This is a genomic window from Symploca atlantica LB2515, from assembly GCF_052546295.1.
The window spans coordinates 5151025-5165810 of the sequence record NZ_JBQWMT010000001.1; the positions used below are offsets into that span (position 1 = coordinate 5151025).

10 protein-coding genes and 1 other RNA gene are annotated in these 14786 nt (G+C 45.0%); 4 read left to right on the forward strand and 7 right to left on the reverse strand.

The annotated features are described in order from the left end of the window. Window positions 1-59 precede the first annotated feature (59 nt). Window positions 60-869 (reverse strand): dCTP deaminase domain-containing protein, encoded by an 810-nt coding sequence (locus ACT7WV_RS21465; protein ID WP_445104834.1) that lies wholly within the window; start codon window positions 867-869, stop codon window positions 60-62. A gap of 358 nt (window positions 870-1227) precedes the next feature. Between ACT7WV_RS21465 and ACT7WV_RS21470 the strand changes: the two genes are divergently transcribed. Both ACT7WV_RS21470 and ACT7WV_RS21475 read left to right on the forward strand, forming a co-directional pair. Beyond that, window positions 1228-1908, forward strand: coding sequence for an efflux RND transporter periplasmic adaptor subunit (locus ACT7WV_RS21470; RefSeq protein ID WP_445104835.1), 681 nt, complete (start codon window positions 1228-1230; stop codon window positions 1906-1908). A 6-nt stretch (window positions 1909-1914) separates the two neighbouring features. After that, a complete protein-coding gene (locus ACT7WV_RS21475; protein ID WP_445104836.1) occupies window positions 1915-5016 on the forward strand; it encodes an efflux RND transporter permease subunit in 3102 nt (1033 codons plus the stop codon). Here ACT7WV_RS21475 and ACT7WV_RS21480 read toward each other — a convergent pair. Continuing rightward, window positions 5005-5685 carry a Crp/Fnr family transcriptional regulator gene (locus ACT7WV_RS21480; RefSeq protein ID WP_445104837.1) on the reverse strand — a complete coding sequence of 227 codons (681 nt, stop codon included), beginning with the start codon at window positions 5683-5685 and terminating at the stop codon, window positions 5005-5007. The two genes, ACT7WV_RS21475 and ACT7WV_RS21480, sit on opposite strands and share 12 nt — an antisense overlap. Before the next feature lie 169 nt (window positions 5686-5854). On the opposite strand from ACT7WV_RS21480, the gene ACT7WV_RS21485 reads away from it, so the two are divergent. Further along, window positions 5855-6670 carry a DALR anticodon-binding domain-containing protein gene (locus ACT7WV_RS21485; RefSeq protein WP_445104838.1) on the forward strand — a complete coding sequence of 272 codons (816 nt, stop codon included), beginning with the start codon at window positions 5855-5857 and terminating at the stop codon, window positions 6668-6670. Between the two features lie 263 nt (window positions 6671-6933). On the opposite strand, the gene ACT7WV_RS21490 is transcribed toward ACT7WV_RS21485, so the two are convergent. The 5 genes from ACT7WV_RS21490 to ssrS all read right to left on the reverse strand — a co-directional run bounded on the left by ACT7WV_RS21490 (window position 6934) and on the right by ssrS (window position 10932). Beyond that, window positions 6934-7794, reverse strand: coding sequence for a peptidoglycan-binding domain-containing protein (locus ACT7WV_RS21490; protein WP_445104839.1), 861 nt, complete (start codon window positions 7792-7794; stop codon window positions 6934-6936). A 341-nt stretch (window positions 7795-8135) separates the two neighbouring features. After that, entirely contained in the window at window positions 8136-8261 is a 126-nt protein-coding gene (locus tag ACT7WV_RS21495) for a hypothetical protein (protein ID WP_445104840.1), read from the reverse strand. 194 nt (window positions 8262-8455) lie between these two features. After that, window positions 8456-8980 carry a retropepsin-like aspartic protease family protein gene (locus tag ACT7WV_RS21500; protein WP_445104841.1) on the reverse strand — a complete coding sequence of 175 codons (525 nt, stop codon included), beginning with the start codon at window positions 8978-8980 and terminating at the stop codon, window positions 8456-8458. Between the two features lie 163 nt (window positions 8981-9143). Then, complete coding sequence (locus ACT7WV_RS21505; protein WP_445104842.1) at window positions 9144-10412, reverse strand: M16 family metallopeptidase; 1269 nt, start codon at window positions 10410-10412, stop codon at window positions 9144-9146. Window positions 10413-10747: 335 nt separating this feature from the next. Then, window positions 10748-10932: non-coding RNA, 6S RNA (ssrS, locus tag ACT7WV_RS21510), on the reverse strand. Window positions 10933-11732: 800 nt separating this feature from the next. On the opposite strand from ssrS, the gene ACT7WV_RS21515 reads away from it, so the two are divergent. After that, a complete protein-coding gene (locus tag ACT7WV_RS21515; protein ID WP_445104843.1) occupies window positions 11733-14498 on the forward strand; it encodes a cation-translocating P-type ATPase in 2766 nt (921 codons plus the stop codon). Window positions 14499-14786 lie beyond the last annotated feature (288 nt).

A 14786-nucleotide genomic window follows, 5' to 3' on the forward strand; every position in this document is an offset into this window, starting at 1 on the left:
CTACACCTTCCCCTTTGGTTAGAAATTCAGTCTAGTCTTTAACACCCTAACTTTATACATCAGTTTTTGCTGATATCAGAAAGCCATTTTGTCAGAAGAGCAGTAGGCAAGGCGATTGTAGAACCTAAAAGAGCATTCATTGTAGGATCATACCAAAGCTGGTTAGCAAAGGTTTCTTTTCGTGAGGCTAAAAAACCATAAGCAGCAAGGCTCGAAATAAATAGGATACTCAAAACAATATAAACTGCACTCGATCCTAATCTAGTTTTAATAGCTTTGCGCTGATCTAAAATTTCTTGAAAGTCTGTACTCTCTTTCATTTTCGTTTTTAAACTGTCAGGAATTTTTCTAAAGTCCTGATCCAACCAAGTCTCTTCTTCTGAGGTTAGATGATAAGCACGCAATACATCCGGACGACCTGGATCATTTCCGGGTTTAACAGATGCTTTAGTCTTCACATATTGAAATACTAGAGTCACGAAAGTATCGACTTCAGGAGTCAGCGATACATCTTGATCATTGTGATTATGTACAGCAATTAAGGAGGAGCCAACATATTCTGGATCTAGTGTTGTGCCAATATGAGATAATCCTTTGGAAACCCAAGCGACTTTAGAATGATAAGTTCCAGCTATTTTCAGTGACACCCAAATAGCTTCGTTTGTTTCTATCAGAGCTGTTGACTGTTTAGGAATAATTAACTTATTAGTTTGAGCATCGTATATACTTTTTTTAGTTTGTAAGCTCCATGCTAATTTACTTGCTGTGAGGTTATAGCTTGCACCTCTGAGCTTACTTCTTGAGAATGGATATATGTAAATATTGCTGCCAATTTCTTTTTCAATATCTACGTTGCTTAATGTTGACATATGTTAGTTAAGCGCAAGATGAAGCTGCGTCTACCCAAATAGCATTCCAAAACTGAGATCGGCACACCAACAACCTCAAGCTATCTTGACCTCGAATATTTTGCATGAATTTTGAACACCGAAAATGTTACAAAGTTAACATTCTAGCTCATAGCCATAACACCACACAGCAGGCAAGTGGATTGCCGATGGGTATTCTGCTTCATCTTCCACCAGTAAAATTCGCATCACTTCAGGGAAATCAACCACGAAGCTCTGATCTTACAAAAACAGCTGCCATTTCACCTGGATTTCATCTACCCTTTGGCAAACTATGGAGAACTTTTGTTTAACCCGTATCCATTGTGAGGAGGTATTTATGAAATCCATTCTACTGATTAGTTCCATTCTTGCAGCCAGTTTAGCCAGCAGTACCCCCACAGTTGTGTTTGCTCACGTTGGACATGGCGATGAGTTTCAAGCAACGGGGGGCATTCAGCGCGTAGAAGTCAACCCCGAAACTGATCAGTTGTTGGGCATTGTTGTCACGCCGATCGCTCAGTCTGCCGAGGGTGGAGCAGGGGTGATGGTGCCTGTTACTGCATTGGTGGATGCCAACGGCAAGCAGCTAGTCTTTGTGCAGTATGAGAATTTTTATGAGCCAGTTGAAATTACAACTGGCGCGACTAAGGACGAACTGATCGAAGTGACTCAAGGATTGTCGGTTGGGGAAAAACTCGTTACTCAGGGCAGTCTATCTCTTTATGCCGAATCTCGTAAAACCCAGACCGCAGATGTAGCCACTAGCAGTGATCTGAGCGTTTCCCCTCAAACCAATAAAGCTCATGCTCAGGCAGATGCCCAAGGCCTACCTCATAGCCACGATGCCTCTGGCAATATGACCGAACAGCCTAGGGAAGTCGCACCGCAAAAGAGTGGATTGCCGATGGGGATTTTAGCTGCCGTTGGTGGTGGGGCTGTGCTGTTAGTCGGTGCGATTGCTGTCATGGGTAGCCGCAAGAAAAAGAGCATCTTTTCTGACAACAAAGAGGGCTTCTAATTTAAGATGTTGAACACGATTCTGAATCAGACTCTCAAAAACTCAATTACCCAACGCTGGTTCATCGTGGTTGGTGCTATTGTAATTACCCTATGGGGTGTTGTCAGTATTACCCAGATGCCCCTGGATGTGTTTCCTGAATTTGCACCGCCTCAGGTGGATATTCAAACCGAAGCGACTGGACTAGCTCCAGAGGAACTGGAAACGCAAATTACCGTACCCATTGAAAGTGCCGTGAATGGCTTGCCAGGGGTGACGACGGTGCGATCGTCCTCTAAGGTAGGGCTATCGATGGTGCAGGTAGTCTTTGACCAGAATGCTGACATTTACAAAGCGCGGCAATCTGTAACAGAACGGCTTCAGCAAGTAACCAATCAGCTTCCAGAAGGAACTCATCCGCCAGAAATTTCGCCTCTGGTATCCCCGTTGGGCACGATTTTGCAGTACGCCTTCACCGTCAATGGGCAGGGGAAAACTTCGCTGATGGAACTGCGCCGACTGGTGGAAGTCACCCTCAGCAATCAGATTCTCTCAGTACCGGGAGTCTCTCAAGTCACAATTTATGGAGGAGATGAACGCCAAGAACAAGTGCTCGTCGATCCGGCAAAGTTGCGATCGCGTAATGTCTCTCTCACCGAAGTCACCAATGCAGCAAGAGGCGCGAATTCCAATGCTCCCGGTGGTTTCCTGATTGGCGGGGGTCAAGAACTGCTGGTGCGCGGTATTGGGCAGGTGAAATCAATTGAAGACTTGCAGCAATCTGTGGTTAAGGTGCAGGATGGTAAACCGATTTTGCTCCAAGACGTGGCACAGGTGCAAACGGGTGCAGCCCTAAAGCGCGGGGATGCCAGCTTTAACGGGCAGCCTGCGGTGGTGCTGATGATTAATAAACAGCCCGATGTCGATACTCCCACTGTCACTAAAGCGGTGGAAGCTGTGATGCGATCGTTGCAGTCAACCTTTCCTGCTGATGTGCAAGTGGCACGAACCTTTCGCCAGTCCAACTTCATTGATTCTGCTATTGGCAATGTCAGCGGTTCTCTAATTCAAGGCATCATCATTGTCTCGGTGATTATGCTGCTGTTTTTAATGAATTGGCGCACCGCCGTGATTACTCTGAGTGCGATTCCGCTATCCTTGTTGATTGGGTTAATGTTCATCAAAGCGTTTGGCTTGGGCATTAACACCATGACCCTAGGCGGGTTAGTGGTTGCTATTGGCTCAGTCGTAGATGACGCGATTGTGGACATGGAAAACTGCTATCGCGGACTCCGCACTAATCAGGCGCAGGGCAATCCTAAACATCCCTTTGAAGTGGTTTATAACACGTCTGTAGAGGTACGGCTAGCGGTGATTTTCTCTACGGTTATCATCGTAGTCGTCTTTGCGCCGATTTTTAGTTTGACTGGCGTGGAAGGACGGATTTTTGCCCCGATGGGGTTGGCATATTTGCTCTCAATCGCCGCCTCGACTTTGGTTGCCATGACCCTTTCCCCTGCCCTTTGTGTGATTCTGCTGGCAAATCAAACCTTGCCACAGGAAGGCACTTTTGTTTCGCGTTGGGCAGAACGGCTCTATCGTCCGTTGCTCAATGTATCGCTGCGAGCACCCCAAATTGTTTTGGGTCTAGCACTGGCTGCTTTGGTGGCTGCTTTTGCGGTCGTTCCTTCCCTGGGGCGGGTGTTTCTGCCGGAATTTCAGGAAAAGTCATTGGTGAATTCAATGGTATTGTTTCCCGGTGTTTCACTGGATATTACTAATCGGGCAGGCATGGCGCTTTCCAATTCTCTCGAAGATAATCCCCTGTATGAGTGGGTGCAAGTGCGGGCAGGACGCGCTCCAGGTGATGCAGACGGGGCTGGAGTGAATATGGCGCATGTGGATGTAGAACTGAGCGATCGCGCCCTGCAAGACCGCGAAGCTAGTATCAAAAAACTGCGCGAAGCCTTCCTGACGTTGCGCGGTGTCGCACCTAATATTGGCGGATTTATCTCTCACCGCATGGATGAGGTGCTTTCTGGAGTAAGAAGCGCGATCGCCGTAAAAATCTTTGGTTCTGATTTAGCTGAACTCCGCAAGATTGGTGAACAAGTCCGCGATGTCATCGAACCGATTGCTGGGGTTGTAGATTTGCAGCTTGAACCTCAGCTACCCATACGTCAGGTGCAAATCCAATACAATCGTGCGGCGGCTGCGACTTATGGATTAAGCATGGAACAACTGTCAGATGTGGTAGAAACCGCTCTTAATGGTCGGGTGGTGTCGCAGGTGGCAGAAAACCAACAGCTCATTGATATCTCCGTCTCCCTGACAGAAAAGGCTCGCAATAATTTAGATGCCATTCGCGCCATTCCCATCTCCACCCCCACGGGGAAAACTATCCAGCTCAGTACAGTTGCCGAAATAGACTACGGCATGGGTCCAAACGTGGTGAATCGAGAAGATGTTTCGCGGCTCATTGTCGTGTCGGCAAATGTTGCAGAGCGCGATTTGGGCAGCGTTGTTGGCGATATTCAGTCTCAAATTCGGCAAAAGGTGCAGTTGCCAAATGGTTACTTTATCCAATACGGTGGACAGTTTGAATCGGAGGAACGCGCTACTAATAGCCTGCTGGTGTATAGTATCCTCGCGGCGATCGTCATTACAGTTTTGATGTTTTTCTCAGTTAAATCGCTTCCTGCCACGATCGCCATCATGATTAACTTACCGTTAGCGCTAGTAGGTGGCATTGTCTCAATCGCGCTGAGTAGCGGTGTGATTTCAGTGGCTTCTTTAATTGGCTTCATCACCCTGTTTGGCGTTGCTGTTCGCAATGGCTTGTTGCTGGTAGACAATTACAACAAAAAGTTTGCTCAGGGAATGTTTCTCAAGGATGTGATTGTCAACGGTTCTCTAGAACGATTGAACGCCATCCTGATGACAGCATTCACTTCGGCACTGGGGATGCTGCCGTTAGCGATCGCCGATGGAGCTGGAAACGAAATTCTGCAACCGTTGGCAATTGTGGTTTTGGGTGGTTTGTTTACTTCTACGGCATTGACTTTGTTGGTGATTCCTGCACTCTATGCCAAATTTGGCAAACAGTTGATGCCCAAACTACTTTTGTAAGGCATTAGCTGGTAAGTAAATCAGATTATCCCCTTGAGTGCCAATAAGTCCACTTTGACGCAGTTTTCCCATTAAGCGAGTTACCGTCACCCTAGTTGAGCCAATAGCGCTGCCAATCTGTGCATGAGTTAAGGAAAAAGGTAGACGGTAACCGCTATCACAAGGTTCACCGAATTCCTCTATTAAGAGTTTGAGAAAGCCCATTAATCGGTCAATTGTTCGTCGCTTTCCCAGCGTACTTAGCCAAAGAAGTTTGCGCTGATGCTGATACCTAAATGCCTCTAAAACCTCTCGCCGGAAATAAGGCCAGTTGTCTAAATCATTCCAGTACATCCACACCACAGCAGTTTGCTCAACATGGGAATAAGCTTGAAGTGTAAATGGTGATTGCGCCACAATTTCAAAAGGCTGGCCAGCAGCAACAAAACCCAAAAAAGTATCCTCTGTCGTCTGATGCGACAATGGAGAGACGTAATTAGGACTAACTTGAGCAGTACCAACCAACCGAATCGCTCCTCGTTGTACTAAATACAACAACCCAGCACGAACAGGAATCCGCTCATCCCTAGCAAAAACTCGATAACGATAGTGTTCCTGCGCCCAGTCAAGAACCCGTTGCCAGGTCAAAAAAGGTCGAGAGGCCTCTGAAGCAGAGGATGGTGAGTGCATAGGTTCAGAGCGTCACGGCAACGCTAGTTTTTCTAGATTTTACATGGAGTCAAAAATAACAAAAAATACTCATAGGTATTGTTCTATCAGAGTTAGGTGGCTGCACGATTCTATCGCTATTAAGAAAATCTTGCAGCAAAACCTCTGGGTTGCAATCGAGTTGTCCGGTATGGGTACGACGGCTGATTTACTGGAAACTCAACAGTTAAAGCCGAGTGATATTCCTCTATACCGCTTATCCCATAATACTTGTGTAATTTACCGTTGTGCGATCGCTCTTCAATTAGCATCCCACAAACAGCTCCGAGCTATCGATTTTGCTGATCAGTTAACAGCATCCTTCCCTGATTTTAATCAACAGAGTGCCAGTGATCGGTGCCTGAACTTCAGGATTGAAGTAATACCCCCAGGCTGGATTAGTTTCCAACTCAGTAACCACAGTTTAGCTAGCTGGTTACAGCATTTAATTCAAGAACCGGAACAAACTAAGCTCAAATCATTAGATGATACTTCAAAAGAAGCTGATAATTTTTTTAAGTTACAGTATACCCATGCCCGTTGTTGTTCGCTGCTGCATCTAGCTCACCGACAGGGTTTAATTAAGCTCAGGGATGCAGATTTCTCAACTCCCCAAGGACAAATACTAGAGCCTAATCCGATTCCCTGGCTGGAAGATAAACTAGAAGAAGGCACAGTGGAAATTCCTCTTAGGTTAGTGCATCCGGCAGAGTGCAGTTTGATTACCCAGATATTAGATTGGCAAGATGGCTTTAGTAATCAAACTCACAGTAATTGGCATAAAAAGGGCAATGACTTGAGTGAGGCTTTTGAAAAGTTTTACAGCCACTGCCGCATTTGGGGAGAGGTCAAGCTTGATAACCCTAAGCTAGCTCAGGCAAGGTTCGGATTAGTAGCAATCACTCAAGGGTTAATGCGATCGCTCTTACAAGACGTGTTAAGTGCAACAGCAGCAGTAGAACTTTGATCTACTCACAACTAACTGTGATCAAGAGGTATTATTCCTGGACATCTGTAAAGAAGGAATAATCTTTTCGCAAAACGAGTGACAATTTTGACAAAACAGCCTACTATTCTTATTGTGTGAGGAGCGAACCAGCAAGGGAACCGAGACGAAACACGGCCAGTCGTCGGTTCCCTTTCTGATCTGAAAGTTTTGCCATCTTCTATAGTTAGTCTGCTCTGGTGTAAGGTTTTTCAGCGCGTTGCACTTTTCCTTTGATTGAAGAACTAACGCAGTAGAACGCTCCAAGTTGCAGGCCCAACAATACCATCCGGCTCGAGCTGAAATTTCTGTTGAGCAGCTTTCACTGCGGCTTGGGTGGATAAACCAAAGACACCATCCACTGACCCTTGTAAAAAACCAAGGGTTTTCAGTCGTTCTTGCAACTGCTTAACAGCAGACCCTTCCATACCCTCTCTAAGAATTGGTAGAGTAACAGCCGTAGACTGAGAACTTGTTTCTAATGGAACTCTCTGATTGTTAGGAGGGGTAGGTGAATTGAGGACACTAGCTGTGGTTTGCAGGGTCGAAGGAACTGGGAAAGCAGATGCTGAGTTAGGGGAGGTTGAGTTAGGGGATGCTGAGTCATTAGAGAAAGTTGTGTAGGGTCTACTTGCCGCAGCTTGTGGGTTACTTAGAGAAGGTCGAGAAGGTGCCTTTCTCACCGATACTGAGTTATTTGAAGGTACAGGAACGTATGCTGTACTAGAAGACAGAGTATCAGGGAAAAGACGCTCCCAAGTAGCTGGCCCAGCAATTCCGTCAGCACTTACACCTGCTGCACTTTGGAATTGAGATACAGCTATCGCAGTACTGTCTCCGTAAACACCATTCACTACGCCGCTGTAGTACCCCAACAGTTTGAGAGCCGCTTGCAGTTCCGACACTAAGGAACCTTCGCTACCAGTTTTGAGGATTGGTCGATTGATTGTTGCAGCAGGTATCGCCTGAGCCACCGTTTGGGTAAATGATCTAGATTCAACAGCAAAAACTGGCAGATTTCCTAAATTAAATATTAACAAGCTGAGCATGCTCAAATTTCCTGCCCAACTGGCTTTAGAGGCATTTACTATCTGGCTTTTACCCATTTGAGTTAAATCATTGTGCTTCTTTATAGAGGCGTTTTTTGACACTCCTCGACGTTAACGCACGAGGATTCTTTGATCATTCAGTCGGCTTATTCGTTGATGTTACCACCCGCAAGTAGAAGTCGTTCTGTCCGAAAGCGTTAATTTCCCTAGAGCATACGGTATTTAAATCAATTCCTGCCTGCCTCAAAGCTTTAGCCAAGATGTTCCGTGGGGCGTTGTGATCAGGGTCTAAAACCGTGCCATAAGCGCACACATGAGTTCTGACTGATAGCGACTTGTTGACCCTGTTTCCGCAAGCTGAAAAATCCTGGAACGTGTACAGTAACCACTGTTTTTCCCTACACTTTCCCCAGGTATTGCAGCCATTGAGCAAACTGCGACCAGGCGGCGTCACTGATTCTTTTGGCAAGCTTATGGTTCTTCACCTGCAAGCTTTCATCGGCAATCAAGTCGTTAGATTTCACTACACACAATGCCGTCTTGATGCCAAAGTCTTGACGCTGCCTACAGAATGAGAGAACTTCTTGAACTGTGGATAGCCCTTTTCCCGGTTCAGCCTTGCATTTTGAAGAATGATCTAGGATTTACAGCGATTCCTTTCCCCCAGTCAATCTTGTTCCCCTTCCCCGACCGTGGAACACTCCCAGTTCTTTCTCTATCAGCGGGGATTAAATTCTACTACATCTTGCTTGATAGTGATATCGTAATTGCCAAATAAGTCCTGTCCTAAGAGTCCAATGGGTAATGATGGGTTAATAGTTACAAGTAAATTGTTGGCGACAACTCCTCCTGCTGTTACGGAACTCACACGAGCAGTAGTAACTCTAATAGTGCCTCCTGCCGTATCCACTAGGGTAGTTCCTTCTGGTGCCACCTCCAACGCTCGTGCCATTTGCGGGGTGATTGAAGTGCCAGAAGCACCAGTGTCGAACAGCATTTCAAAAGTTCGTCCATTAAAAGTGACATCAATTACAGGAATGCCTCTATCTCTGCGTTTAATCTGGGCTTCCATGACACGAGAATTTTCTCCTGTGCAAAGATTGCCTAGATCAATTACTTTGCCGTCATCATTAACCATAAAACAGGCAGAGTCAGCTTGAGAGTTGGCTGGAGAAGAAATTAAATTTACTCCTCCCAGCAAAAATAGTACTGTTATCAGTTGGCTTGGTGAATGGTTTTTCACGCCCTTTTCCCTAAGTATTCTTGAAGTTACCAGTTATTGGCATTTCTGGAATGACTAACCGGAGCCTACTCAGGAAATCTCGAAGCTCCCGAAAAAGTTACTTATAGTGATGTTTATAACTGACTTATTTGGAACAAACTACTTAAACTCAAGGCGTACCTGGCTAATTAATGACTTCAGCAGGACCAACTAAAGACACATAAGGTTCAAGGAAATAGCGCTTTGCAGCGGCTTGAGTCATTTCCGGAGTAACACTGTTAATGTCCTGCTGAAACTGGTCATCAAACTTAATTCCCAGTCCTAGAATCTCGTACAAACCATAAACTTGGGCAAGTTGGGAATTAGTCTGCTTGCCTAATGCGTACTGACCTAGTAGCTTATTTTTAGCTACCTGGAGTTCATCCTCACTTAAAGAACTAGAGGCAAGGCGCTCAACTTCTGCCCGTAGACCATCAATTGCTATGTTCGTATTTTCTGGTGCTGTACCCATATAAGTGATGAATGTAGAAGTTGACTGACGCGTAGCATAAAAGGATGAAACATCGTAGGCTAAACCTCGCTTTTGCCGCAGTTCTACGAATAAGCGGCTAGAAAGGCCATTACCCAGGTAAGTGTTTAGCAGTTTTAAGCCAGCGAATTCGGCATCTTGTACGGATGGTGCAAGATAACCCAACATCACAACTGACTGCTTAGTTTCTTGCGGCTTTTTGATCTGGTAAGGCTGGAAGGGAACTGAAGGTAAAATTTTTGTCGGCAGTGGCGTTTTGTTCGGCAACCAATCGCCAAAAATTCGCTCAACCTGCTCTGTTGCTTCTTCTGGAGTCACACGACCAGCGATGCTAATTACTATATTATCGGGTCGGAAATGGGTTTGATAATACTCTTCTAAGTCAGAGCGTGAGAGTTGAGATACGCTATCTTCCGTTCCTAAAACTGAGACACCATAGGGATGATTTTTATACATTGCTTGCCGCAGTTGGTCAAAAGCAACACTGAAGGGCTGTTCCTTTTGAGAACGAATATCTTGAATGATTAACTGTCGCTCTAGTTCCACTTCAGCTTCGGGAAAGCTAGGCGATCGCAAAATCTGCCCTGCTAGCTGTAAAATCTGGGGCCAGTCCCTGGAAACAGTCTTGAGGGATAGTAGAAAATAATCGCTAGCCGCATCGGCACTCAGATAAGCTCCCACTGACTCAATTTTTTCAGCAATTTCTATAGAAGACAATTGCTCTGTGCCTTTGGTGAGTACTGCGGAGAGCAGGTTAGATAACCCGGCTTTTTCTCTTGGCTCCCATTGACTGCCAGCTCGGAGAAAAATACGAGTAGCAATAATATCTGCTGCTGGATTTTCTACCGCAAGCACAACAATACCGTTATCTAGAACATTACGATGGATTGTCTGTTGTTGATAAGAAGTTAAATTTTGAGGCATGAGTGCTATTTTAAATTTAATAAAAACGCAGTAGTGAGTTGCCGAGCAACTCCCACATTTTTAATGGTCGCTCACTGCTAGATTACTTAGCTAAGCTTATATTGAAGCTAGCTGGCTTTTCCCTATTCAATAAATTACAGAGCGTGAACTGTCCTGTCTACTCTGTGAGCAAGTGTCCGAGGAACTCTAACCCCAAATATGGACAAACAGGCAAAGACTCAAACAGCTTGTTGAATTTCCGAAAGACTCACCGAGCTTAAGGTCAATGAATTGCTATAAGAACACAAACGAAGCACCCTCGATTAACCAAAGGAGCTTCGCTGTGTAATTTTTAAAGATTCACCGGGACGCCGTCTTACCTCAGTTTATGACCTGGAAGAACCAGGTGGGCACTCCTTGATCTTGTTTGAAGTTTCCGGGTACATGCCCGGTCTACTGCCACGAGACCACTGGAATTCCCTTATTTTTAAGGACATAGATCATTAAACGCTTTTGGCAATCACTAACGTTTCAGTCGGTGAGTCACCAACGTCCCAGTAGAACCTGTGACTCTATTGTAACTATTTATTCCTGGATGAACAGACTTGACATATTCCCAGCGTTAACCTTATTAGAGCAATCCATTTTTAAGTTGCAGATTCCTCAAGCACGATCAAAATTGCTAATTCCCCTCTCCTGACTGATCAGCTATGTTTCCTGCTGCCTTAACTTGCTTTCCTGTTTATTAGCTTACCTACCTGCCCTAGTCAGGAGTTCAATCGATAATCATCTTAGGGGTTTTAGACAAAACTGAGTAAAGCCTAGAGAACATAGCTAATTAATTATAGAAAATCAGTTACTTTAAAATTTTCTTAGAGGAGGATGGCAAAACTTTATCGTTGCCCATATACTTTATTATTACTAAGCAGATTGACTCCCCAAAATTATCTTAAACGAAGAGAAGGGTGCTGACCTAAGAGGTGATTTTGCGTACATCGGCAATTTTTCCTCAAGCTGCGGACAGTGAGCTATATTGTCTGAACTCTAAAAAATTCAATTGTTACCAAAAAATATTTGAGAAAAGATGCTCAAGTTTCTTTGAATCAGAGCTTACGGTTCCTGTTATCAATTGTTTTTAACTCTATTAATATTCCTTAATACTCCTTACTAACAACGAGCAGGACTAAGAACGAGCAGGATACGACAACTGTATTTCTCCTTTAATTGAGGAGAGACTGAAGATAGTGCAAAATCTAAAGATAGAGCCAAGTAGTAAAGAGCTCAAAAGTTTTATAGCCGCACCAATTTAGCCTTGGCCAAGTAACTAGCAAGGAGGACACTGTGAGTAACTGGTATCAATTAGGTATTTCTGAGGTTTTACAACAACTAGACACCGATGTCACTCATGGCTTGACGGATGCCCAGGTAAATCATCGTCGGCAGACGTATGGCGCGAATGAATTAGTTGAAAGGGGTCGTAAAAATCCCTGGAAGATCTTATGGGAGCAACTGAAAGCCCCCTTGGTGGTTATGTTGGTTATTGCGGCGATCATTTCGCTAGCCGTTGGGGATTATAAAAACTCAATAGCGATTATGGCGATCGTTTTGCTCAATGCCTTTTTAGGATTTGATCAAGAACGCAAGGCTGAGGAGGCAATGGCCGCCTTAAAAAAACTAGCTACACCTGAGGTTAAGGTTCGGCGCAACGGTCAAGTACAAGAGGTTTCGGCCAGTGAGTTAGTGCCAGGTGACATTGTACTGCTAGAAGCGGGAAACTTAGTCCCAGCCGATGGACGCTTACTAGAGAGCTTCAATCTGCGAGTCCAGGAAGCTTCTCTTACCGGAGAGTCAGAGCCGATAGAAAAGAATGAGCAGGTTATTTTTGATACAGAGCAGCCCCTTGGTGACCGACTCAACATGGTTTATATGGGCACCACTGTTACCTATGGCCGCAGCACAGTAGCGATCGCCGAAACTGGCATGCAGACGCAACTAGGTAATATTGCCAACCTCATCCAGACGGTAGAGTCAGAACCAACTCCTTTGCAGAGGCGTTTAGAGCAGTTAGGAAAGATCTTAGGTTTAATTGCCGTAGCTATTGCAGGTGTAATTTTTGTCTTAGGTTTGCTGCGGGGTGAAGAACTCAAAGATATGTTTCTCACCGCCGTTAGTTTAGTTGTGGCCGCAGTCCCCGAAGGTTTGCCCGCAGTAGTGACTATTGCCCTAGCCTTGGGTGCTAAAAGGATGCTGAAGCGACATGCCCTGATCCGCAAACTACCTGCTGTAGAAACCCTTGGCTCGATCACAACTATCTGTTCCGACAAAACTGGTACTCTCACCCAAAATCGCATGACTGTCACGGTGTTGGATGTGGCTGGTGAGCGGCTAGATTTTACTAACATAAGGCAAGAGACCCTAGAGCCAGAGAATCTTGTTGGCCAAGAAGCGAGTGTACTTAATAACAATCCAACTTTAAGCCTCCTCTTAACCAGCGGAACTCTCTGCAACGACGCAGTACTTGAGGCTAATGCCCCAGGAGAACCGCTAAATCAAGCCATTGGTGACCCTACGGAAACAGCTTTAGTTGTTGCGGCTGCCCGCGTAGAACTCTTGAAGGCAAGCTTGGAGAGAGTCTTCCCCAGAATTGCTGAAGTACCGTTCGACTCAGAACGCAAGTGCATGACTACTTTACACCAGTGTCCGGCTACAGCAGCAGAAATTCCCTCTACGCTAGCGTCAGCTTGGTCACTAATTCAGTTAGAGGGAGTTCCTACTTGCCTCTCCTTTAGCAAGGGTGCCATAGATACTCTGTTGGACATTTCTTCAGCAGTGTGGGTTAACGATCACATAGAGCCTCTAAACGAAACCTGGTGCGAACGGATTAAGGAAGCCCACGATTTACTAGCTAAGGATGGTTTACGCATTTTAGCAGTGGCCTTCCGTTCTTGGCAGAGTACTCCACCAGACCAACAACAGCAAACCCTAGAAAGAGATCTAATCTTGATTGGTCTGGTGGGCATGATTGACCCTGCTCGTCCTGAAGTGAAAGCCGCTATCCAAACTTGTCAAACGGCTGGTATTCGTGCGGTGATGATTACCGGCGATCACCCACTGACGGCCCGACATATAGCTAATGAGTTAGGCATTACTTCTAACGGTAATCTCTTAACAGGTCAAGAACTAAATCAGTTATCTATTGAGGAATTAGAAGAAATTGTCGAGTCAGTAGATGTTTATGCTCGTGTTTCTCCAGAACACAAGCTTAATATTATTCAAGCTTTAAAAGATAAAGGACACATTGTTGCCATGACTGGTGATGGTGTAAACGATGCTCCAGCCTTGAAAAAAGCTGATATTGGGGTGGCCATGGGCGTTACTGGCACGGATGTTGCTAAGGAAGCGTCTGATGTCGTCCTGCAAGATGATAATTTTGCTACTATCGTTGCTGCTGTAGAAGAAGGACGGGTGATCTACGATAATATTCGTAAGTTTATTAAGTACACCTTAACTGGTAATGGCGGCGAACTCTGGGTTATTTTGTTGGCTCCTTTTTTGGGAATGCCACTACCCTTAGAACCACTACAAATTCTCTGGGTTAACCTGATAGCTGATGGCATGTTGGCTCTGGCGCTAAGCGTGGAACCAGCAGAGAGTAATGTCATGCGCCGTAGACCCTATAAACCCAATGAAAATATCTTTGGTCGAGGAGTTGGTAGAGATATTGTTTGGATCGCTCTGGTGTTGGGTCTAGGATTACTGGCAGTAGCTTATGGATATTGGTCGGTTGATTCGAGCAATATCAAGATGATGCAGACTATGGTGTTTACTACTCTCGCATTCTCTCGGATGGGATTGGCATTGGCACTTCGCTCTGAGCGAGATTCACTTTTCAAAATTGGTTTGCTCTCGAATAAACCACTTCTCGGTGTGGTGTTCCTAACCTTTGTCTTGCAACTGGTGGTGTTATATGTGCCTTTCCTACAAGGATTCTTTGGAACTACAGCCTTGGCATGGGATGATTTAGCGATCTGTTTAGGCTTAAGTATTTTACTCTTTGTTGCCGTAGAACTAGAGAAATTGTTACTACACGGGAGAAAAAGCAGTTAAGCCAATCTTTGCTACTCCAACTTCTAATTCAGGTGCCATGGTGGAGTATTGACCTTTGCTTAATAAAACATATTATTCCGCTGACCTTAGCTTGATTAGCTGTTTTGATGGTTTGAGTCGGTCTCATATCGTACTTTACTAACGAACTTATGATCGTTCTCTAAATTATTGCTGCTTCTAAGCAAGAAAAAGAGGAAGTAGATCAGCTAAAACTAAATAGTTTTGATGTAAAGTTTTCTAACTTCACAAGTTTATCAAAACTTAGTTTTAAAATAGCTAAGTCTATAT

Coding starts and splice junctions, on each gene's coding strand:
- ACT7WV_RS21475 (WP_445104836.1), top strand. CDS start 1,915: ATGTTGAACACGATTCTGAATCAGACTCTCAAAAACTCAATTACCCAA.
- ACT7WV_RS21505 (WP_445104842.1), bottom strand. CDS start 10,412: ATGCCTCAAAATTTAACTTCTTATCAACAACAGACAATCCATCGTAAT.
- ACT7WV_RS21485 (WP_445104838.1), top strand. CDS start 5,855: ATGGGTACGACGGCTGATTTACTGGAAACTCAACAGTTAAAGCCGAGT.
- ACT7WV_RS21480 (WP_445104837.1), bottom strand. CDS start 5,685: ATGCACTCACCATCCTCTGCTTCAGAGGCCTCTCGACCTTTTTTGACC.
- ACT7WV_RS21490 (WP_445104839.1), bottom strand. CDS start 7,794: ATGGGTAAAAGCCAGATAGTAAATGCCTCTAAAGCCAGTTGGGCAGGA.
- ACT7WV_RS21465 (WP_445104834.1), bottom strand. CDS start 869: ATGTCAACATTAAGCAACGTAGATATTGAAAAAGAAATTGGCAGCAAT.
- ACT7WV_RS21470 (WP_445104835.1), top strand. CDS start 1,228: ATGAAATCCATTCTACTGATTAGTTCCATTCTTGCAGCCAGTTTAGCC.